Source organism: Streptomyces yangpuensis, assembly GCF_001005295.1.
Classification (GTDB): Bacteria; Actinomycetota; Actinomycetes; order Streptomycetales; family Streptomycetaceae; genus Streptomyces; species Streptomyces yangpuensis.
On record NZ_LBMK01000002.1, the window covers coordinates 1,163,406 to 1,183,827 of the forward strand.

The window sequence follows — 20,422 nt, forward strand, 5'->3', positions numbered from 1 at the left end:
CATTCCGAACCCGGAAGCTAAGCCTTTCAGCGCCGATGGTACTGCAGGGGGGACCCTGTGGGAGAGTAGGACGCCGCCGAACAACCCGCCCTTTTAGCTCAGTCGGTAGAGCGTCTCCATGGTAAGGAGAAGGTCAACGGTTCGATTCCGTTAAAGGGCTCCAATAAAAAGGCCCCCGCCATTCGGCGGGGGCCTTTTTGCGTTCCGGTCAGTAGTAGCCCTTCCCGCCGTTCACCAGCTCACGTATCGCGTCCATGTGGCCGGCGTGACGGGCGGTCTCCTCGATCATGTGGAGCAGGACCCAGCGCACCGAGGCGGCACCGGCCTTGAACTCCGTGTTGCGGCCCGTGTCGTCCAGGGAGAGCGAAGCCACGATCTCGTTGGACGCCGCGCACTGGCGGTCGTACTCCTCCAGGAGCCGGTCGAGAGGGATGCCGTCGGCCTGCATGTCCGCGTCCTCCACGTCCCCGAACTGGGGATTGGTGTCCGTGGGCCGGTCCATCAGCATCACCTCGAACCAGCAGTGCTCGACCCACCGCATGTGGGAGACGAGACCCGCCGCCGTCATCAGCGGAGAGGACGGCAGGACCGGGCGGCGGGCGTCCTCGTCGGAGAGCCCTTCGCACTTCCAGCGGATGATCGAGCGCTGCATGTCGAGCCAGCCCAGCAGCTGGGTACGTTCGTCGGCGGTGTAATCGGGGCGTGTGCGGGGAGTCTGCATGGGCGCCGAGGCTAGCCCAGTCGGGACCCGCCCGCACCGCGATTAATCGCCCGCCCGCGGGTGGGGGACGCGGAACGCCAGGATCGCCATGTCGTCCGAGGCGGGCTCCGCCGCGAAGCGCTCCACCGCCCGCAGGACACGGGAGGCGACCGCGCCGGCGGTCAGACCCGTGCAGGTCGTGAGGACCTCCGTGAGGCCGTCGTCGCCGAGCATCCGGCTGCCCTCGCGCCGCTCGGTCACGCCGTCCGTGACGCACAGCAGGACATCGCCCGGGTCGAGGATGACGGTCTGTTCGTACAGGTCCAGGTCCTCGATCACACCCAGCAGGGGCTGCGGTTCCGCGGCCGCGTCGACCATGCCGTTCGGACGCAGGCGCAGCGGGAGCGGGTGGCCCGCGCAGACGACCTTCATCAGGGCGCCGCCGTCCGGCTGCGGGTGGAGCTCGCCGTAGAGGAGGGTGAGGAAGCGGCTGCGGGCACCCTCGTCGAGGATGGCCGCGTTGAGGCGCTCCAGGACGGCCGGGCCGCCGAGGCCCTCGCGGGCCAGCAGCCTCAGCGCGTGCCGGGCCAGGCCGGTCACGGCGGCCGCCTCCGGGCCCGTACCGCAGACGTCACCGATGGCGAAGCCGTACGCGCCGTCGCGGATCGGGAAGACGTCGTAGAAGTCGCCGCCCACCTCGTTGCCCTCGCCGGCCGCGCGGTAGATGACCTCGACCTCCATGCCGGGGATGGCGGGGGAGCCGGGCGGCAGCAGGCTGCGCTGCAGGGAGCGGCTGATCGCGGTGCGCTCGGAGTAGAGGCGGGCATTGTCCAGAGCGAGGGCGGCACGGCGGGAGAGGTCCTCGGCCAGTTCGAGGATCTCCTGGCGGAAGTGCTCCTCGCGCGGTTTGCCGAGGGTCAGCATGCCGATGACGCGGTTGCGGGCGAGGAGCGGCAGGACCACCGTCTCGCCGCCGACCGCGAGGGCGGTCTCGGGCCACGGACGGGCACCGGCCTCGCGGACCGGTTCGGGCGGACTGACCCGGGACAACAGGGCCTTCAGGCCGTCGATGCGGTCCTCGTCCTCGTGCAGGACGTAACTGAGGTACGGGTCCGAGGACTGGTCGGCGATCGTGTAGACGGCGCACCAGGTCGCGAGCGTCGGGACGGTCATCTGGGCCATGAGGGCCAGGGTCTGGTCCCGGTCCAGGGTGCCCGCCAGCAGGTCGGACGCCTCGACGAGGAAGGACAGCGACCCTCGGCGCAGCCGCTCCAGCTCGCCGAGGCGGGCGGACTCCACCGCCAGGGCGATGCGGTCGGCCGCGAACTGCAGGTGAAGCGCCTCCTCGTTCGAGTAGCGGCCGGGGCTCTCGGCGGCGACGCCCAGGGAACCCGTGAGGCGGCCCTCGACCTTGAGGGGGACCGTGACCGCGGAGCGCATGCCGGTGGAGTCGAGCAGCGGAACGGCCCCGGGGACGGCGACGAGGTCGTCGTGGACGGCGGGCATGCGGGCGGAGCCGTAGCGGTTGGTGCCGGCCTCGACGGGGACGCGGGCGAAGCGCTGGCGGGTGGAGGGCAGGCCGGTGGTTGCCCGGACCTCCAGCTCGGTCTCGTCGTCGGTGGCGAGCAGCAGGAAGGCGGCGTCGGCGTCGAGGAGGTCGCGGGCGCGCTCGACGGTGCGCTGGAGCAGGCCGTCGAGGTCGTCGGGGGCGGGCGAGCCGATGAAGACCTCGAACGGGTCGGCGGCGCGGGGCTCGGCGAAGTGACCGCCGTCGGTGGAGGGCACCCGTACGGGGGTCTGCAACAGGGCGCGCTCGTCGTCGTGGACGAGGAGGCAGACGGTGGACGGTTCGCCGTGGGCGTCGCGGACCCGCAGGTGGGAGGCGTAGACGGGGATGACGCGGCCGTCGGCCCCGCGGACGCCGTAGCTGCCCTCCCAGCGGGACAGGCGCAGGGCCTCGGCGATGCCGGTTCCGGTGCCGGGGGTCTGCGGCCAGGCGGCGAGCTCGGCGAGCGGGCGGCCGACCGCCTTCTCGGCGGGGTGGCCGAAGATGTGCTCGGCGTCCTCGTTCCAGGCGGAGACGGCGTCGGCCGAGTCGACCTGGAGGACGGCGACGCGGACCCGGCTGTCGGCGAGGGGGAGCAGGCGGTCGGGGACGACGGGGCCCGCGGAGCGGGTACCGACCGGCCGGTCTGGCAGATCGAGGCGGAACCACACGTGTTTGTGGGTGGCGGTGTACTCCACGCCCCAGCGGGTGGCCAGGGCGGCGCAGAGCATCAGTCCGCGGCCGTTCTCGCGGTCGGGGTCGGCGTACGGCCGCTCGCCCGGGTGCCGCAGCGGCAGCTCGCGCTCCGGGTAGCGGTCGGCGACCTCGACCCGCACGCCGTCCTCGGTGCGCAGGCAGAGGACCTCGGCCCTGGTTCCGGCGTGGACCACGGCATTGGTGACGAGCTCGCTGGTGAGGACCACCGCGTCGTCGACGACGTCCGCGAAGCCCCAGCCCTGCAGGGTGTCGCGGACGAACGCGCGAGCGGCGGCGACCGAGCGCCCGAGAGGGTCGAAGCTGGCAGCCGCCCGTGCCGTGATCACGAATCTCCTTCGACGCGGTTGGACATCGGTTGCCAGGTTACTTACCTTCGCGGACGGCATGGTGCCGTCGTCCGGGAATCCACTCGCAGGGTACGGCCGGTGTGCGATGGTGCCGAAGTGTTATGGCCTGGTTCGGCCAGGGTGAAACACTGGGCAGGCTTGCAGTGCCGGCTTGTGACGAGTCAGGTGTCCGGTGGAACAGCGGTCGACCCTTTCGGGAGGGACACGGTGGAGTCTGGCGCAGTGGTGCGGCGTACGGGAACGCGGCCGAAGGGCGGGCGGTCCCGGCGCGGCGGCACGACAGAGGTCGATACCGCCGCGCTGAACAGGCTGCTCACGGCGCTGGTGTCGATGCGGGACGGAAACTTCCGCAAGCGGTTGACGGTGTCCGGCGAGGGCGTGATGGCGGAGATCGCCGCCGTCTACAACGAGGTCGCCGACCGGAATCTCCACCTGACCGGGGAACTGTCCCGGGTCCGGCGGATGGTGGGCCGTGAGGGGAAGCTCAGCGAACGGCTGGAAACGGGTGCCTGCGAGGGCTCCTGGGCGGCCGCGATCGATGCCTCGAACCAGCTCGTCGACGACCTGGCCCGGCCGGTGTCCGAGGTGGGACGGGTGCTGTCGGCGGTGGCCGAGGGTGACCTGGACCAGCGGATGGACCTGCGGACGCAGGCGGCCGACGGGGCCGGGCATCCGCTGCGCGGCGAGTTCCTGAAGGTCGGGCGTACGGTCAACAACCTGGTCGACCAGCTGTCCGCGTTCACCGACGAGGTGACGCGCGTGGCGCTGGAGGTGGGTACCGAGGGCAAGCTCGGCGGCCAGGCCCAGGTGCGCGGGATGTCCGGTTCCTGGAAGGACCTGACCGACTCCGTCAACACGATGGCGTACCGGCTCACCGCGCAGGTGCGTGACATCGCTCTCGTCACGACGGCGGTCGCGAAGGGCGACCTGTCGCGCAAGGTCACCGTGCACGTGGCCGGCGAGATGCTCCAGCTGAAGAACACCGTGAACACGATGGTGGACCAGCTCTCGTCCTTCTCCTCCGAGGTGACCAGGGTCGCCCGCGAGGTGGGTACGGAGGGCGAGCTGGGCGGCCAGGCCAAGGTGCCCGGGGTCGCGGGTGTGTGGAAGGACCTGACCGACTCCGTCAACACGATGGCCGGGAACCTGACGGCCCAGGTGCGCGGGATCGCGCAGGTGACGACGGCGGTCGCCAACGGCGACCTGTCGCAGAAGGTACGGGTCAGCGCGCGCGGCGAGGTCGCGCAGCTGGCCGAAACGATCAACCAGATGACCGAGACGCTGCGGACCTTCGCGGACGAGGTCACGCGGGTGGCGAGCGAGGTCGGCGCCAAGGGCCTGCTCGGCGGGCAGGCGCAGGTGCCGGGGGCGGCGGGGACGTGGAAGGACCTCACCGACTCGGTGAACACGGTCTTCCGCAACCTCACCACCCAGGTGCGGGACATCGCTCAGGTGACGACGGCGGTGGCCAACGGCGACCTGTCGCAGAAGGTCACGGTCGACGTGGCCGGCGAGATGCTGGAGCTGAAGAACACCGTCAACACGATGGTCGACCAGCTCCAGTCCTTCGGTGCGGAAGTGACGCGGGTGGCCCGTGAGGTCGGCGTCGAGGGTGAGCTGGGCGGTCAGGCCCAGGTGCCCGGGGCTGCCGGTACCTGGAAGGACCTCACCGACTCGGTGAACACGGCCTTCCGCAACCTCACCGGGCAGGTCCGCAACATCGCCCAGGTGACGACGGCGGTGGCCAACGGCGACCTGTCGCAGAAGGTCACGGTGGACGTCTCCGGCGAGATGCTCCAGCTGAAGAACACCGTGAACACGATGGTCGACCAGCTGTCGTCGTTCGCCGACCAGGTCACGCGGATGGCGCGGGACGTGGGTACGGAGGGCCGGCTCGGCGGCCAGGCCCGGGTGGAGGGGGTCTCCGGCACCTGGAAGGAGCTGACCGACTCCGTCAACTTCATGGCCGGGAACCTGACCTCGCAGGTGCGCCAGATCGCGCAGGTGACCACGGCGGTGGCGCGCGGTGATCTGTCGCAGAAGATCGACGTGGACGCCCGGGGCGAGATCCTGGAGCTGAAGAACACCATCAACACGATGGTCGACCAGCTCTCCGCCTTCGCGGAGCAGGTGACCCGGGTGGCGCGGGACGTGGGTACCGAGGGCCGCCTCGGCGGCCAGGCGCAGGTGCCCGGTGTGGCCGGTGTCTGGCGCGACCTGACGGACTCGGTGAACGGCATGGCCGGGAACCTGACCTCGCAGGTCCGCAACATCGCCCAGGTCGCCACGGCGGTGGCGCGCGGTGATCTGTCGCAGAAGATCGACGTGGACGCCCGGGGCGAGATCCTGGAGCTGAAGAACACCCTCAACACGATGGTCGACCAGCTCTCGAACTTCGCCGAGCAGGTGACCCGGGTGGCCCGGGAGGTGGGCACGGAGGGCATCCTCGGCGGCCAGGCCGAGGTCAAGGGTGTCTCCGGCACCTGGAAGGACCTCACCCAGTCCGTCAACTTCATGGCGAACAACCTGACCTCGCAGGTGCGCAACATCGCCGAGGTGACGACGGCGGTCGCCATGGGCGACCTCTCGAAGAAGATCACCGTCGACGCCAAGGGCGAGATCCTCGAACTCGTCACCACCGTCAACACGATGGTGGACCAGCTGTCCTCCTTCGCCGAGCAGGTGACCCGGGTGGCCCGCGAGGTGGGCACCGAGGGCATCCTCGGCGGCCAGGCCCGGGTCCGCGGGGTCACCGGCATCTGGAAGGACCTCAGCGACAACGTCAACACGATGGCCGGGAACCTGACGGCCCAGGTGCGCGGGATCGCCCAGGTCTCCGCGGCCGTCGCCAACGGCGATCTGACGAAGAAGGTCACCGTCGAGGCGCGCGGCGAGGTCGCGCAGCTCGCCGACACCGTCAACACGATGGTGAAGACCCTGTCGTCGTTCGCCGACGAGGTGACGCGGGTGGCCCGCGAGGTGGGTACGGAGGGCCGCCTCGGCGGACAGGCGCACGTGCCCGGGGTGTCGGGGACCTGGAAGGACCTCACCGACTCGGTGAACTTCATGGCCTCCAACCTCACCGGTCAGGTGCGGCAGATCGCCATGGTCACGACCGCCATCGCCAAGGGCGACATGACCAAGAAGATCGACATCGATGCCCGCGGCGAGATCCTGGAGCTCAAGACCACCATCAACACGATGGTCGACCAGCTGTCCTCCTTCGCCGACCAGGTGACGCGGGTGGCCCGCGAGGTGGGCACCGAGGGCATCCTGGGCGGCCAGGCCCGGGTCCGGGACGTCGACGGCACCTGGCGGGACCTGACCGAGTCCGTGAACGAGATGGCCGGCAACCTCACCCGGCAGGTGCGCGCGATCGCGGCCGTGGCGACCGCGGTGACCCGCGGCGACCTCAGCCTGAAGGTCGACGTGGACGCGGCGGGCGAGATCCAGGTCCTGCAGGACAACATCAACACGATGATCGTCAACCTGCGCGACACCACCCTGGCCAACAAGGAGCAGGACTGGCTCAAGGGCAACCTGGCCCGGATCTCGGCGCTGATGCAGGGGCGCCGTGACCTCGACGACGTCGCCTCGCTGATCATGAGCGAGCTGACCCCGGTGGTGTCCGCGCAGCACGGTGCCTTCTTCCTGGCGGTGCCGGCCGGCGGCACCACCGAGATCGGGACGGACGGGGGCGCGGAGGGCTCGTACGAGCTGCGGATGCGCGGGAGCTACGCGTACGCCGGCGGCCAGATGCCCATCTCCTTCCGGCCGGGGGAGGGGCTGATCGGGGCGGTCGCCGAGGAGAAGCGGACGATCCTCGTCGAGAACACCCCGCCCGGCTACCTGAAGATCTCCTCGGGTCTCGGCGAGGCCCCGCCGGCGCACGTGATCGTGCTGCCGGTGCTCTTCGAGGGGAAGGTGCTCGGCGTCATCGAGCTGGCCTCCTTCACGGGCTTCACGCAGATCCAGAAGGACTTCCTCAGCCAGATCGCGGAGATGATCGGTACGAGCGTCAACACCATCAGCGTCAACTCCAAGACGGAGATGCTGCTGAAGCAGTCGCAGGAGATGACCGAGCAGCTGCGCGAGCGTTCCGACGAGCTGGAGAACCGGCAGAAGGCCCTGCAGGCCGCCAACGCGGAGCTGGAGGAGAAGGCCGAACTGCTGGCCCAGCAGAACCGGGACATCGAGGTGAAGAACACCGAGATCGAGGAGGCCCGGCAGGTCCTGGAGGAGCGTGCCGAGCAGCTCGCGGTCTCGATGCGCTACAAGTCCGAGTTCCTGGCGAACATGTCGCACGAGCTGCGCACCCCGCTCAACTCGCTGCTGATCCTGGCCAAGCTGCTCGCCGACAACGCGGACGAGAACCTGTCGCCGAAGCAGGTGGAGTTCGCCGAGACCATCCACGGCGCCGGCAGCGACCTGCTCCAGCTGATCAACGACATCCTCGACCTGTCGAAGGTCGAGGCCGGGAAGATGGACGTCTCACCGACCCGGATCGCGCTGGTGCAGCTCGTGGACTATGTGGAGGCGACCTTCCGGCCGCTGACGGCGGAGAAGGGCCTCGATTTCTCGGTGCGGGTCTCCCCGGAGCTGCCCGCCACCCTGCACACCGACGAGCAGCGGCTGCTGCAGGTGCTGCGCAACCTGCTGTCGAACGCGGTGAAGTTCACCGACACCGGCGCGGTGGAGCTGGTGATCCGGCCCGCCGGTGCCGATGTGCCGGCCGAGATCCGCGAGCAGCTGCTGGAGGCCGGTTCGCTGCGGGAGGCGGACGCGGACCTGATCGCCTTCTCGGTCACCGACACCGGCATCGGGATCGCGGCGAGCAAGATGCTGGTGATCTTCGAGGCGTTCAAGCAGGCGGACGGGACCACGAGCCGCAAGTACGGCGGCACGGGGCTGGGGCTGTCCATCAGCCGGGAGATCGCCCGGCTGCTGGGCGGCGAGATCCACGCGGCGAGCGAGCCTGGCCGCGGCTCCACCTTCACGCTGTACCTGCCGCTGCACCCGAGCGAGCTGCCGCCGCAGGGGTACGCGCCGCCCACGCCGGGAGGCGCCCGCGGCGAGCTGTACCGCCGGTCCCTGGACGGGGCCCGGCCCGGACTGCCGGTGCTGCCGGCCGGGCCCGCGGCCGCGTCGGCGGCGCAGCCGCAGCCCGAGCGGTCCGCACTGCCGGCGGCGGCCGCCGGACAGGGTGGCGGGACCGGGCTGTTCCGGCGGCGGCGCAAGGCGCTGAGCGACCTGGAGCCGCGTACGGCGGTGCCGGGGCAGCCGAACACAGCGGGAGCCGAGGACGGCTGGGACGCCGCGGAGGAGGAGCTGCCGACGGTGGCCCGGACGTACGACTTCCGCGGCGAGCGGGTGCTCATCGTGGACGACGACGTCCGCAACGTCTTCGCGCTGACCAGCGTGCTGGAACAGCACGGGCTGGCGGTGCTGTACGCGGAGAACGGCCGGGAGGGCATCGAGGTCCTGGAACAGCACGACGACGTGAAGGTCGTGCTGATGGACATCATGATGCCCGAGATGGACGGGTACGCCACGACCTCGGCCATCCGGCGGATGCCGCAGTTCGCCGGCCTGCCGATCATCGCGCTGACGGCGAAGGCGATGAAGGGGGACCGGGAGAAGGCGATCGACTCCGGTGCTTCGGACTACGTCACCAAGCCGGTCGACCCGGACTACCTGCTGTCGGTGATGGAGCAGTGGATGCGGGGCAAGTGAGACAGGAGGGAGGGCGGAAGGAAACCGGCCGCTGACGCACCGTGCCCACGACGGTGTGGAACAGCGGTGAACGGGGAACCTTCTGCTCTCCCATCACGTTTCTGCTTCGTGCACAGTGACATCTTGGTGACAGGGTGTGGCGATCTCGGGACTGGGGCTACGATGACCGGCACAAGGACGGACGGCGCACGGGTGTCGTTCTCTGGGGCGGGGCCCGGCGCACAGACCGGTGCCAGGAGCCGGGGAGGCCCCATGCCGGGGCGAGGAGGACAGGGCATGGTGCAGAAGGCCAAGATCCTCCTGGTCGACGACCGGCCGGAGAATCTGCTGGCGTTGGAGGCCATCCTCTCCGCGCTCGATCAGACACTGGTCCGGGCGTCGTCGGGGGAGGAGGCGCTCAAAGCGCTGCTCACGGACGATTTCGCGGTCATCCTGCTGGATGTCCAGATGCCGGGCATGGACGGATTCGAAACGGCCGCGCACATCAAGCGGCGGGAACGTACCCGGGACATTCCGATCATCTTCCTCACCGCGATCAACCACGGTCCGCACCACACCTTCCGCGGTTACGCGGCGGGCGCGGTCGACTACATCTCCAAACCCTTCGACCCGTGGGTGCTGCGGGCGAAGGTCTCCGTCTTCGTGGAGCTGTATACGAAGAACTGCCAACTGCGGGAGCAGGCGGCCCTGCTGAGGCTCCAGCTGGAGGGTGGCGGCTCGAACGGCGTGGACGCCGGCAAGGAGACGGCGGGCCTGCTGGCCGAGCTGTCGGCGCGGCTCGCGGCGGTCGAGGAGCAGGCCGAGGCGCTGACCAAGCAGCTCGGCGAGGACGCGGCCGACGCCGGCGTGGTGGCGACCGCGGCCCATCTGGAACGCAAACTCACCGGACTGCGGCGGGCACTCGACGCGCTGGAGCCCGGGAGCGCCGGAGGGGCTCCGGCGCTGCCCTCGCAGAACTGACCGCGCACGCGTCCGGCTTGGCGGAGTGTCAAAGTGCCTACCCCGGCGACGACACGAACGGGTGAAGGGGTGGGCACGCGTGTCCACCGGCGCGCGCACCGGTAACCTCGGCCCCATGGCCTCAAGTACGTCCGGCAAGGGTTCCCCGAGCACCGCGGGCACTGCGAAGGGCCGCACCGGCCGTACGACGGCGCCCGCCAAGAAGGCGGCCCCCGCACGCAAGCCACCGGCGAAGAAGGCCGCGGCCGCCAGGCGCGCCCCGGCCAAGAAGGCCGCGGCCAAGCCCGTGCCGTCCCCGACGAGCGGGGTGCTGCGACTGGTGCGGGCCCTGTGGCTGGGCTGCGCGCACGCGGTCGGTGCGGTCTTCCGCGGGATCGGCAACGGCGCCAGGAACCTCGACCCGGCCCACCGCAAGGACGGCGTCGCGCTGCTCCTCCTCGCGCTGGCGCTGATCGTCGCCGCCGGCACCTGGTCGAACCTGAGCGGTCCCGTCGGGGATCTGGTCACCATGCTGGTCACCGGTGCCTTCGGGCGGCTGGACCTGCTCGTGCCGATACTGCTCGGCGTCATGGCGGTACGTTTCATCCGCCACCCCGAACAGACCGACGCCAACGGCCGCATCGGTGTCGGGCTGTCCGCCCTCGTCATCGGCGTCCTCGGCCTGGTCCACATCGCCTGCGGTGCGCCCGGCCGCGACGAGGGCACCACCGCCATGCAGAACGCGGGCGGCCTCATCGGCTGGGGTGCCTCCAAGCCGCTGATCTTCACTATGGGTGCGCCGCTGGCCGTGCCCATGCTGGTGCTGCTCACCGTCTTCGGGCTGCTCGTGGTCACCGCGACCCCGGTCAACGCGATCCCGCAGCGGCTGCGCCGGCTGGGCATCCGGCTCGGGATCGTCGCCCCGAACGAGTACGACGAGGGCTACGGGGAGGACCCGGGCGGCTCCGTCCGGCACGACCCGGAGCAGTGGCGGGCCCGCTCCGGCGCCGGTGCGGGCTCCGGGGATCCCGCGGACGCCGCCGAGGAGGAGGCCCTGGCCCGGCGGCGCCGGCCGCGCAGGACCGCCGCCCGGCCGGCGATCGACCGGGAGATGGACGCCGTCGACGTGGCCGCGGCGGCCGCCGCGGCGCTGGACGGGGTGGTCTACGGCGGTATGCCGCCCTCCCCGCTCGTCGCCGACCTCACCCACGGGATCACTCCCGAGCGGGACGGCGCGGAGCGCACCACGCCGGTGCCGACCGCCCGTGGCGAGCGCACCGCGGCGCCGGCCAGGCCTGCCCCGCCCGCCGCGCCCGCGGAGGAGCCCGCCGAGCGGCCGCACGCCACCACCGCCGCGGCCTCCGGGACGCTGGCGGTGCCCGACCTGACGAAGGCCGCGCCGGAGGCCCAGCCGCTGCCGCCGCGCGCCGAGCAGCTCCAGCTGCGCGGGGACATCACGTACTCCCTGCCCTCGCTGGACCTGCTGGAGAAGGGCGGGCCCGGCAAGACCCGCAGCGCCGCCAACGACGCCGTGGTCGCCTCCCTGCGCAACGTGTTCACCGAGTTCAAGGTCGACGCCGACGTCACCGGCTTCACCCGGGGCCCGACGGTCACCCGCTACGAGGTGACCCTCGGCGCGGCCGTGAAGGTCGAGCGGATCACCGCCCTGACCAAGAACATCGCCTACGCCGTGGCCAGCCCCGACGTGCGGATCATCAGCCCGATCCCGGGCAAGTCCGCGGTCGGCATCGAGATCCCCAACACCGACCGCGAGATGGTCAACCTGGGCGACGTCCTGCGCCTCGCGGACGCGGCCGAGGACGACCACCCCATGCTGGTCGCGCTCGGCAAGGACGTCGAGGGCGGCTACGTCATGGCCAACCTCGCCAAGATGCCGCACGTGCTGGTCGCCGGCGCCACCGGCTCCGGCAAGTCCTCCTGCATCAACTGCCTGATCACCTCGATCATGGTCCGGGCCACCCCGGAGGACGTCCGGATGGTCCTCGTCGACCCCAAGCGGGTCGAGCTGACGGCGTACGAGGGCATCCCGCACCTGATCACGCCGATCATCACCAACCCCAAGCGGGCCGCCGAGGCGCTCCAGTGGGTCGTGCGCGAGATGGACCTGCGCTACGACGACCTCGCCGCCTTCGGCTACCGGCACATCGACGACTTCAACCGGGCGATCCGGGACGGGAAGATCAAACTGCCGCCGGGCAGCGAGCGCGAGCTCAACCCCTACCCGTACCTGCTCGTGATCGTCGACGAGCTGGCCGACCTGATGATGGTGGCCCCGCGGGACGTCGAGGACTCCATCGTCCGCATCACCCAGCTGGCCCGCGCCGCCGGCATCCACCTGGTGCTCGCCACCCAGCGGCCCTCGGTGGACGTGGTCACCGGGCTGATCAAGGCGAACGTGCCCTCGCGGCTCGCGTTCGCCACGTCCTCGCTCGCCGACAGCCGGGTCATCCTCGACCAGCCCGGCGCCGAGAAGCTCATCGGCAAGGGCGACGGGCTGTTCCTCCCGATGGGCGCGAACAAGCCCGTCCGCCTCCAGGGCGCCTTCGTCACCGAGGACGAGATCGCCGGGATCGTCCAGCACTGCAAGGACCAGATGGCGCCGGTCTTCCGGGACGACGTCACCGTGGGGCAGAAGCAGAAGAAGGAGATCGACGAGGAGATCGGCGACGACCTGGACCTGCTGTGCCAGGCGGCGGAACTGGTCGTGACCACGCAGTTCGGCTCCACCTCGATGCTCCAGCGCAAGCTGCGGGTGGGCTTCGCGAAGGCCGGGCGGCTCATGGACCTCATGGAGTCGCGGGGCATCGTCGGCCCGAGCGAGGGTTCGAAGGCCCGCGATGTCCTGCTCAAGGCAGACGAGCTGGACGGGGTGCTCGCGGTCATCCGCGGCGAGACGGATTCGTAGCCGTTCGGCGGGCAACCGTTTCCCTTGGGCCCGCGTCAAGTTGAAGAGAAGTGGCGGCACCGCGCACGACATCGCGTACGGCGTCGGGCCGCCACGCCGGAGGGGACCTTCCCACACCATTCGGATGGCGTAGGAAGAGCACCCTCCGGTTGCTCCACCCTTTCGTACCCCCCCTAGACTGGACATCCAGCAGGTGGCTACACGCTCGAAAGGCGCCCTTGTGTCCATCGGCAACTCCAACTCCCCCGAAGAAGAGCGGCCTTCGACCGACGACCGGTCCGAGGACCGTCTCGTCGAACGTTCCGTCGAAGAGCCGTCCATCGGGACGGCCCTCAAGAAGGCCCGGATCGCCGCCGGGCTCACAGTCGACGAGGTCAGTTCCCTCACCCGCGTGCGCATCCCGATCGTGCACGCGATCGAAGAGGACGACTTCACGCGGTGCGGCGGCGACGTCTACGCCCGCGGCCACATCCGTACGCTCGCCCGCGCCGTCCACCTCGACCCGGTACCCCTGGTCGAGAGCTACGACGCGGCCCACGGCGGCCGGCCGGCACCCACCCCCGCCGCGCCGATGTTCGAGGCCGAGCGGATCCGCCCCGAGCGGCAGCGGCCCAACTGGACCGCCGCCATGGTCGCCGCCATCGTCGCCGTGATCGGCTTCGTGGCCTTCACCGCCTTCAGCGGTGGCGACGAGAAGGAAAAGCGCCCGGTGGCGGAAGGTTCCGCCTCCCCCAAGCCCGCACCCAAGCAGACGGGCGGCAAGCCGTCCGCCCAGCCCTCGCAGGCACCCCCGCAGGCCGCCAAGCCGGAGCCCTCGGACAGTGCCATCGCGGCCGCGCCCAAGGACCTCGTCACCGTCGTCCTGACGGCCGACACGGGCGAGAGCTGGATCTCCGCGAAGGACTCCACGGGCCGGCTGCTCTTCGACGGCACCCTCGTGCAGGGCGAGTCGAAGACCTTCACGGACAAGGAGTCCGTCGACCTCGTGCTCGGCGACGCCGGAGTCGTGAAGCTGTTCGTGAACGGCAAGGAGATCAAGGACGACTTCCAGCCGGGTCAGGTGGAACGTCTCACCTACACCAAGGAGGACCCCTCCCGTGATCAGCCGCAGGCGGGCTGACCGAGGGGCCGTCTCCAGGCGGAAGGCGTGATCCGGGGTCCCCGGGGTGCTGCGAGCACCCCGGGGATCTTGGTGTGCGGGGACGCGCGGCCGGGGCCCGCGCCGGGACGAAGTAGTCTTGAGTCCATGCCCGAACGCCGTACCGTCGCCCTTGTCACTCTTGGCTGCGCCCGTAACGAGGTGGACTCGGAGGAGCTCGCAGGCCGCTTGGCGGCGGATGGCTGGGAGCTCGTCGAGGACGCCGCCGACGCGGACGTAGCCGTCGTCAACACCTGTGGCTTCGTCGAAGCCGCCAAGAAGGACTCCGTAGACGCCCTGCTGGAAGCCAACGATCTCAAGGATCACGGCAAGACCCAGGCCGTCGTCGCCGTCGGCTGCATGGCCGAGCGCTACGGCAAGGAGCTCGCCGAGGCCCTTCCCGAGGCCGACGGGGTCCTCGGCTTCGACGACTACGCCGACATCTCCAACCGCCTCCAGGTCATCCTCAGCGGGGGCAGTGTCGAAGCCCACACCCCCCGCGACCGCCGCCAGCTGCTGCCCATCAGCCCCGCCGCCCGCCAGGCCGCCGACGTCGCCCTCCCCGGGCACGCCCAGGCGCCCGCCGAGGAGCCCGCAGAGGCCCCCGCGGACCTGCCGGAGGGCCTCGCGCCCGCCTCGGGCCCGCGCGCCCCGCTGCGCCGCCGCCTGGACAAGAGCCCGGTGGCCTCGGTCAAGCTGGCCTCCGGCTGCGACCGGCGCTGCTCCTTCTGCGCCATCCCCTCCTTCCGCGGATCCTTCATCTCCCGCCGCCCCGGCGACGTGCTGGGCGAGACCCGCTGGCTCGCCGAGCAGGGCGTCAAGGAGATCATGCTGGTCTCCGAGAACAACACCTCGTACGGCAAGGACCTCGGCGACATCCGGCTGCTGGAGACCCTGCTGCCCGAGCTCGCCGCCGTCGACGGCATCGAGCGCGTCCGCGTCAGCTACCTCCAGCCCGCCGAGATGCGCCCGGGCCTGATCGACGTGCTGACCTCGACGCCCAAGGTCGTGCCGTACTTCGACCTGTCCTTCCAGCACTCGGCCCCCGACGTGCTGCGGGCCATGCGCCGCTTCGGCGACACCGACCGCTTCCTGGAGCTGCTGGACACCATCCGCTCCAAGGCCCCGCAGGCCGGCGTCCGCTCGAACTTCATCGTCGGCTTCCCCGGCGAGACGGAAGCCGACTTCGCCGAGCTGGAGCGTTTCCTCACCCACGCCCGCCTGGACGCGATCGGTGTCTTCGGCTACTCCGACGAGGACGGCACCGAGGCCGTCACCTACGAGAACAAGCTGGACGAGGACACGATCGCCGAGCGCCTCGCGCACATGCAGCGGCTCGCCGAGGAGCTCACCGCCCAGCGTGCGGAAGAGCGGATCGGCGAGACCCTGGAAGTGCTCGTGGAGACGGTCGTCCCCTTCGACGAGGCCGAGGAGAGCGAGGGAGCCTACGGGCGCGCCGCGCACCAGGCCCCCGAAACCGACGGCCAGGTCGTCTTCACCGACGGCACGGGCCTGGTCCCCGGGCGTATCGTCACGGCGAAGGTGGTCGGCACCCTGGGAGTGGACCTGGTGGCCGAGCCCCTGGACTTCGACTTCGAGGAGGCGGCCGGATGACCGGTGTCCCGGCATCTGCGGCGGGCGGGACCGGCCGCCGGCCCGTACCCGGCGCGAAGCTGGGGGCCGCGGCGGTCGATCAGGCCAGCCTGTGGAACATCGCCAACATCCTGACGATGATCCGGCTCGTGCTGGTGCCGGGATTCGTCCTGCTGCTGCTCGCCGACGGCGGGTACGACCCGGCGTGGCGGGCCTGGGCCTGGGCGGCGTTCGCCGTCGCCATGATCACGGACATCTTCGACGGGCACCTGGCCCGGACGTACAACCTGGTCACGGACTTCGGCAAGATCGCCGACCCCATCGCCGACAAGGCGATCATGGGGTCGGCGCTGATCTGTCTCTCCTGGCTGGGTGACCTCCCGTGGTGGGTGACCGGGGTGATCCTCGGACGCGAGCTCGGGATCACGCTGCTGCGCTTCTGGGTCATCCGCTACGGCGTGATTCCGGCCAGCCGCGGCGGCAAGCTGAAGACGCTGGCCCAGGGCACGGCCGTGGGCATGTACGTCCTCGCACTGACCGGTGCGCTGGCGACGATGCGCTTCTGGGTGATGGCGATCGCGGTCGTGCTGACCGTCGTCACCGGTTTGGACTACATCCGCCAGGCGATCGTGCTGCGTCGCAGGGGTATCGCCGCGGAGCGGGCCGCGCGGTGACCGGAGGGGCGGGGGATTCTCCGGAGGCGAGGGGGCGTGCCGGAGCGCGCGAGGGGCGCACAGTCGCTGCGTACGCGCTCCAGCTGCTCGCGGAGAGTGACCAGACCCTCGCTGTCGCGGAATCCCTGACCGGCGGCATGGTCGCGGCCGAGATCACGGCCGTTCCCGGGGCCTCCCGGTCCTTCCGCGGCTCGGTCACGGCGTACGCGACGGAGATCAAGTACCGGGTCCTGGGCGTGGACGCCGCCCTGCTGGCCGCCGAGGGTGCGGTGAACGCCCAGGTGGCGGCTGAGATGGCGGCCGGTGTCCGCCGGGTGATGGGCGCTTCGTGGGGAATCGCGACGACCGGGGTGGCCGGTCCCGAGCCGCAGGACGGGCAGCCGGTGGGCACCGTTTTCGTCGCCGTGGACGGTCCGAAGGGCAGGAAAACGGTCCCGCTGAGGTTGAACGGCTCCCGGGCGGAAATTCGTAGGGAGAGTGCACGCACAGTGCTCGAGCTTCTCGCGGACGAACTCCGAGAGAATGCGCGGGGGCAGGATACGGAACAGAACGGGGGGATTTGATGTTTGCAGCCCTGAGTGAACACGACATCGCTCCCCGCACGGCCGCGGCGCGAGGCGGTACGGTGGGGCGTGAAGGATGCGGCTACACGGTCAGAGGAGGGAGCCACCGATGATTCTGCTCCGTCGCCTGCTGGGTGACGTGCTGCGTCGGCAGCGCCAGCGCCAGGGCCGTACTCTGCGCGAAGTCTCCTCGTCGGCCCGAGTTTCGCTCGGCTATCTCTCCGAGGTGGAGCGGGGGCAGAAGGAGGCATCCTCCGAGCTGCTCTCCGCGATCTGCGACGCGTTGGACGTACGGATGTCCGAGCTGATGCGCGAAGTCAGTGACGAACTGTCGCTCGCTGAGCTGGCACAGTCGGCTGCGGCAAGCGAACCGGTGAGCGTACCGGTCCGCCCGATGCTCAATTCGGTCTCGATGGCTTCGGTCGCCGGTCCGGAACGGGTGACCATCAAGGCGCCTGCGGAAGCGGTGAATGTAGTAGCCGCGTGAGCGAGCACGTGCGTGTTTGAGCTTGGCCGGAGCCCCGGCCGGTGCGTGGAGCACCGGACGGGGCTCCCGGCCGTTCTGGGTGCGGGCACGGGGGGCGTGCGAGACGATGGGGCCGTCCGGGTCCCGGCCCCTGGAGGTGTCAGTGCGGACATCGCTGCGCATAACCGCGGTGTCGGCCTTCGCGCTGACGGTGGGGGCCCTGTGGTGGTGGGCCGTGCTCCGGCTGGTGCTGGCCCCCGAGGAGTCGGGTGCCGTGGAGGGCGCGGTGGCCGTGAGCGGCTGGAGCCTGGGGCTGCTGCCCGTGCACTGCGTACCGGCGCCCCTGCGCGGCGCCCGGCGGCGGGCCGGCCGGGACGCCCGGGATGCCGGGGCCGGCTCGGGGGCCGGTGACGGCGCGGTGCGGGCGGCCAGGGCGGCCGGCCCTGCCGACGCGGCTACCAGGGCATCGACACGCCGCCGTTCGGACGCAGGATCTGGCCCGTCATGAACGACGAGGCGTCCGAGGCCAGGTAGAGCACCGCCTGCGCGATGTCCTCCGGCTCGCCGACCCGGCGCAGGGGGGACATGCGGACCATGGCCGCCTCGGTCTGCGCCTGGACCTCGGGACTGTGCTTGTCGGTCATCGGGGTGCGGATCCAGCCGGGGGCGACGGCGTTGACCCGTATGCCGTGCGGGCCGGTCTCGGTGGCGAGGGTCCTGGTCAGCTGGACGACGGCGGCCTTGGAGGCGCTGTAGCAGAGCAGGCCGGGCTGGGCGGCGTCCACGGCGCCGGAGGCCATCGTGACGATCGATCCGGGGCGGCCCGCGGCGATCATGGCGCGGGCGGCCTCCTGGCAGGTGCGCAGGACTCCCTTGAAATTGACGTCCAGGACCCGGTCGAGGTCCTCGTCGGCCGTCTCCAGGACGCTGCTGGTGTGCATGATCCCGGCGATGGCGGCGGCGATGTCGAGCGGGCCCGCCGCGGTGACGGCCGCCCGGAGCGCGGCCCGGTCGGTGACGTCGAGGGGGTGGACGGTGACGCCGCCGCCACGACCGCCACCGCCACCGGCCTCGGCGGCCAGGGCGGCCGTCCCGGCCAGTCCCTGTTCGTCGCGGTCCGCGCAGTGCACGTGGGCGCCGGCCGTGGCGAGCAGGACGGCGGTGGCGCGGCCGATGCCGCCGGCGGCTCCGGTGACCAGGGCGGTGCGGCCGGCGAGGTCGTACGAGGCTGTGGGTGTGGGCATGCCGGGACGGTACGACCGGATCTGACGAACCGTCAATCACCGCGTCCGGTCCTGCTCCGGAGCCTCAGGGGGTGGGGCCGGGCTGGCAGCGGGGGCACCAGTAGGTGGGACGGTCGTCCTGGGAGACCCTGCGGACGGGGGTGCCGCAGCGCAGGCAGGGCCGGTCGCGGCGGCCGTAGACGAAGAGCTCCTGGCCGGGCCGGTGGATGCCGGTGGTGTTGCGGTGGCCCGGCCGGTCGCCGATGTTCGCCGACAGCAGCCGGTGGGACGCGGCCGCCAGCCGCAGCAGCGTGGGCTCGGGAAGGCCGCCGACCGGCGTCCAGGGCGTGACCTGGGCGAGGAAGCAGAGCTCGCACATGTAGACGTTGCCGATCCCGGCGAGGTTGCGCTGGTCGAGCAGGGCCTCGCCGAGGGGTCGCTCGGGGGCGGCGAGGAGGTTGGCGGCGGCGCGTGCGGGGTCCCAGTCCGGCCCGAGGATGTCGGGGCCGAGGTGGCCGACGACGCGGTCCTCCTCGGCGGTGCGGATCAGCTCCAGGACGGGCAGGCGGTAGCCGACGGCCGTGTGCCCGGCGGTGCCGAGGACGGCGCGGATCTCGTGGTCCGGGCCGCCGCGCCACTTCTGGCCGGCGGCGAAGACGTGCCAGGCGCCGTCCATGCGGAGGTGGCTGTGCAGGGTGAGGCCGCCCTCGAAGCGGGCGAGGAGGTGCTTGCCGCGCGGGGTGACGTCGAGGGTGACACGGCCGGTGAGGTCCGCGGTGGCGAAGCGGGGGACGCGCAGGTCGCTGCGGGTCAGTTCGCGGCCGGCCAGGACCGTGTGCAGGCGGGTCGCCGCGCGCCGGATGCTGTCGCCTTCGGGCATGCTCCCATTCTGGCCCGGGGACGCCCGCCGCGGGCGGCGCCCCCACGGGCCGCAGGGGACGCGGGCCGGGAGTGACCGGGAGCGGGCGGTGCGGTGGAAGGCGTCCGGAGAAAGGCGCGAGCCCCTGCGCCGGAGTGCGGCCGCAGGGGCTCGGTGGATCATGAAGGGCCGAGGGGCCGAGGGGCCGAGGGGCCGAGGGGCCGATGGGGCCGATGGGGCCGATGGGCCCCGCTCGTCACTTCCAGACGAGGCCCTTGTTCGGGTAGCTGTAGGGGTTGCCCCAGTACTCGGCGGCGGTGACCTTCGTCTGGGCCGACGGGGCGAGGGCCAGCGCGCAGCTGGTCTGCGTCCGGCCGTTGGTGAAGCCCTTCGGCAGCGACTCGTTCGCGCACTTCTCGAACTTGCCGATGACCGACACGCGCTGCGCTTCGGTGCCGTCGCCGAGCAGGCCCTTGATCTGCGTGACGGAGGAGTACGACAGGTCCGTGGTGCCGGTGTTCTTGACCGAGTAGCGGATGTAGTAGGGGATCATCCCCTTCACCTTGTCGCCGAGCTTGAGGGGCTCCAGGTCGGCGGGGTCGCCCTGCTCGATCGCGGTGACCGTGAGGGCGATCTGGCCGCCCTTGTTGTTCCCGTAGCTGAACGGCATCTCCGCAGCCTCGCCGATCTTGAACGTTTGACCGGACTTCGCCGTTCCGTTCGCCCCGGCGGGGGCCTCGCTGCCACCGGTGGTGGCGCTGGGGCTGCCCGCTTCGGACGGGGCGGTGGCCGAGGGGGACACGGCGCCGGCCGAGGCGGACCCGCTCGGCGGTGCGGGGGCCAGCTCCTCGTTGCCGTTCTTGCAGCCCGTCAGGGCCAGGGTTCCGGCGACCGCCAGGCCGACCGCGCCGAGGGTGGTGGTACGCATGCTGGTGGTGCTCACTCTTCTACTCCCCCATGACTGTGCATCGCCCGTGCAATGCCTGTGATCATCTTGA

At 71.2% G+C, this 20,422-nt stretch carries 13 protein-coding genes and 1 tRNA gene; 9 read left to right on the plus strand and 5 right to left on the minus strand.

Annotated elements, in window-relative coordinates; all coding sequences use genetic code 11:
• Positions 1-87: 87 nt before the first annotated feature.
• Positions 88-163: transfer RNA gene (locus tag AAT21_RS10600), tRNA-Thr, on the plus strand.
• 45 nt (positions 164-208) lie between these two features.
• Here the strand turns inward: AAT21_RS10600 and AAT21_RS10605 are convergent.
• Positions 209-721: a DinB family protein gene (locus AAT21_RS10605; protein ID WP_046776403.1), complete on the minus strand. Its 513-nt coding sequence runs from the start codon at positions 719-721 to the stop codon at positions 209-211.
• Between the two features lie 42 nt (positions 722-763).
• Complete coding sequence (locus AAT21_RS10610) at positions 764-3,349, minus strand: SpoIIE family protein phosphatase (RefSeq protein ID WP_063838082.1); 2,586 nt, start codon at positions 3,347-3,349, stop codon at positions 764-766.
• Between the two features lie 168 nt (positions 3,350-3,517).
• Between AAT21_RS10610 and AAT21_RS10615 the strand changes: the two genes are divergently transcribed.
• From AAT21_RS10615 to AAT21_RS10650, 8 genes are all read left to right on the plus strand, one after another.
• On the plus strand, positions 3,518-9,043 hold the full coding sequence (locus AAT21_RS10615) for a HAMP domain-containing protein (protein ID WP_200904367.1): 5,526 nt from the start codon (positions 3,518-3,520) through the stop codon (positions 9,041-9,043).
• 276 nt (positions 9,044-9,319) lie between these two features.
• Entirely contained in the window at positions 9,320-10,003 is a 684-nt protein-coding gene (locus AAT21_RS10620) for a response regulator (protein WP_030962021.1), read from the plus strand.
• A gap of 115 nt (positions 10,004-10,118) precedes the next feature.
• The gene (locus tag AAT21_RS10625; protein WP_046777226.1) at positions 10,119-12,908 is read left to right on the plus strand and encodes an FtsK/SpoIIIE family DNA translocase; all 2,790 of its coding nucleotides are present in this window, start codon (positions 10,119-10,121) and stop codon (positions 12,906-12,908) included.
• Positions 12,909-13,128: 220 nt separating this feature from the next.
• A complete protein-coding gene (locus AAT21_RS10630) occupies positions 13,129-14,028 on the plus strand; it encodes a helix-turn-helix domain-containing protein (protein WP_046776405.1) in 900 nt (299 codons plus the stop codon).
• 126 nt (positions 14,029-14,154) lie between these two features.
• Complete coding sequence (rimO, locus tag AAT21_RS10635; RefSeq protein WP_046776406.1) at positions 14,155-15,660, plus strand: 30S ribosomal protein S12 methylthiotransferase RimO; 1,506 nt, start codon at positions 14,155-14,157, stop codon at positions 15,658-15,660.
• The gene (gene pgsA / locus AAT21_RS10640; protein WP_030962010.1) at positions 15,657-16,313 is read left to right on the plus strand and encodes a CDP-diacylglycerol--glycerol-3-phosphate 3-phosphatidyltransferase; all 657 of its coding nucleotides are present in this window, start codon (positions 15,657-15,659) and stop codon (positions 16,311-16,313) included. Before rimO ends, pgsA begins: the two co-directional genes overlap by 4 nt.
• A gap of 83 nt (positions 16,314-16,396) precedes the next feature.
• Positions 16,397-16,876 (plus strand): CinA family protein, encoded by a 480-nt coding sequence (locus tag AAT21_RS10645; protein ID WP_046777227.1) that lies wholly within the window; start codon positions 16,397-16,399, stop codon positions 16,874-16,876.
• A gap of 109 nt (positions 16,877-16,985) precedes the next feature.
• Positions 16,986-17,363 carry a helix-turn-helix domain-containing protein gene (locus tag AAT21_RS10650; RefSeq protein ID WP_046776407.1) on the plus strand — a complete coding sequence of 126 codons (378 nt, stop codon included), beginning with the start codon at positions 16,986-16,988 and terminating at the stop codon, positions 17,361-17,363.
• Positions 17,364-17,797: 434 nt separating this feature from the next.
• Here AAT21_RS10650 and AAT21_RS10655 read toward each other — a convergent pair whose 3' ends face one another.
• From AAT21_RS10655 to AAT21_RS37405, 3 genes are all read right to left on the minus strand, one after another.
• Entirely contained in the window at positions 17,798-18,586 is a 789-nt protein-coding gene (locus AAT21_RS10655) for an SDR family NAD(P)-dependent oxidoreductase (RefSeq protein ID WP_200904368.1), read from the minus strand.
• 64 nt (positions 18,587-18,650) lie between these two features.
• On the minus strand, positions 18,651-19,445 hold the full coding sequence (locus tag AAT21_RS10660) for an Fpg/Nei family DNA glycosylase (protein ID WP_046776409.1): 795 nt from the start codon (positions 19,443-19,445) through the stop codon (positions 18,651-18,653).
• Between the two features lie 235 nt (positions 19,446-19,680).
• A complete protein-coding gene (locus AAT21_RS37405; RefSeq protein ID WP_079025545.1) occupies positions 19,681-20,367 on the minus strand; it encodes a hypothetical protein in 687 nt (228 codons plus the stop codon).
• Between the last annotated feature and the right edge of the window lie 55 nt (positions 20,368-20,422).

Excerpts from the sequence above, each read along its gene's own strand:
- AAT21_RS10605 (WP_046776403.1), bottom strand. The coding sequence starts at position 721 with ATGCAGACTCCCCGCACACGCCCCGATTACACCGCCGACGAACGTACC.
- AAT21_RS10610 (WP_063838082.1), bottom strand. The coding sequence starts at position 3,349 with ATGCCGTCCGCGAAGGTAAGTAACCTGGCAACCGATGTCCAACCGCGT.
- AAT21_RS10620 (WP_030962021.1), top strand. The coding sequence starts at position 9,320 with ATGGTGCAGAAGGCCAAGATCCTCCTGGTCGACGACCGGCCGGAGAAT.
- AAT21_RS10625 (WP_046777226.1), top strand. The coding sequence starts at position 10,119 with ATGGCCTCAAGTACGTCCGGCAAGGGTTCCCCGAGCACCGCGGGCACT.
- rimO (WP_046776406.1), top strand. The coding sequence starts at position 14,155 with ATGCCCGAACGCCGTACCGTCGCCCTTGTCACTCTTGGCTGCGCCCGT.
- pgsA (WP_030962010.1), top strand. The coding sequence starts at position 15,657 with ATGACCGGTGTCCCGGCATCTGCGGCGGGCGGGACCGGCCGCCGGCCC.
- AAT21_RS10650 (WP_046776407.1), top strand. The coding sequence starts at position 16,986 with ATGATTCTGCTCCGTCGCCTGCTGGGTGACGTGCTGCGTCGGCAGCGC.
- AAT21_RS10655 (WP_200904368.1), bottom strand. The coding sequence starts at position 18,586 with ATGCCCACACCCACAGCCTCGTACGACCTCGCCGGCCGCACCGCCCTG.
- AAT21_RS10660 (WP_046776409.1), bottom strand. The coding sequence starts at position 19,445 with ATGCCCGAAGGCGACAGCATCCGGCGCGCGGCGACCCGCCTGCACACG.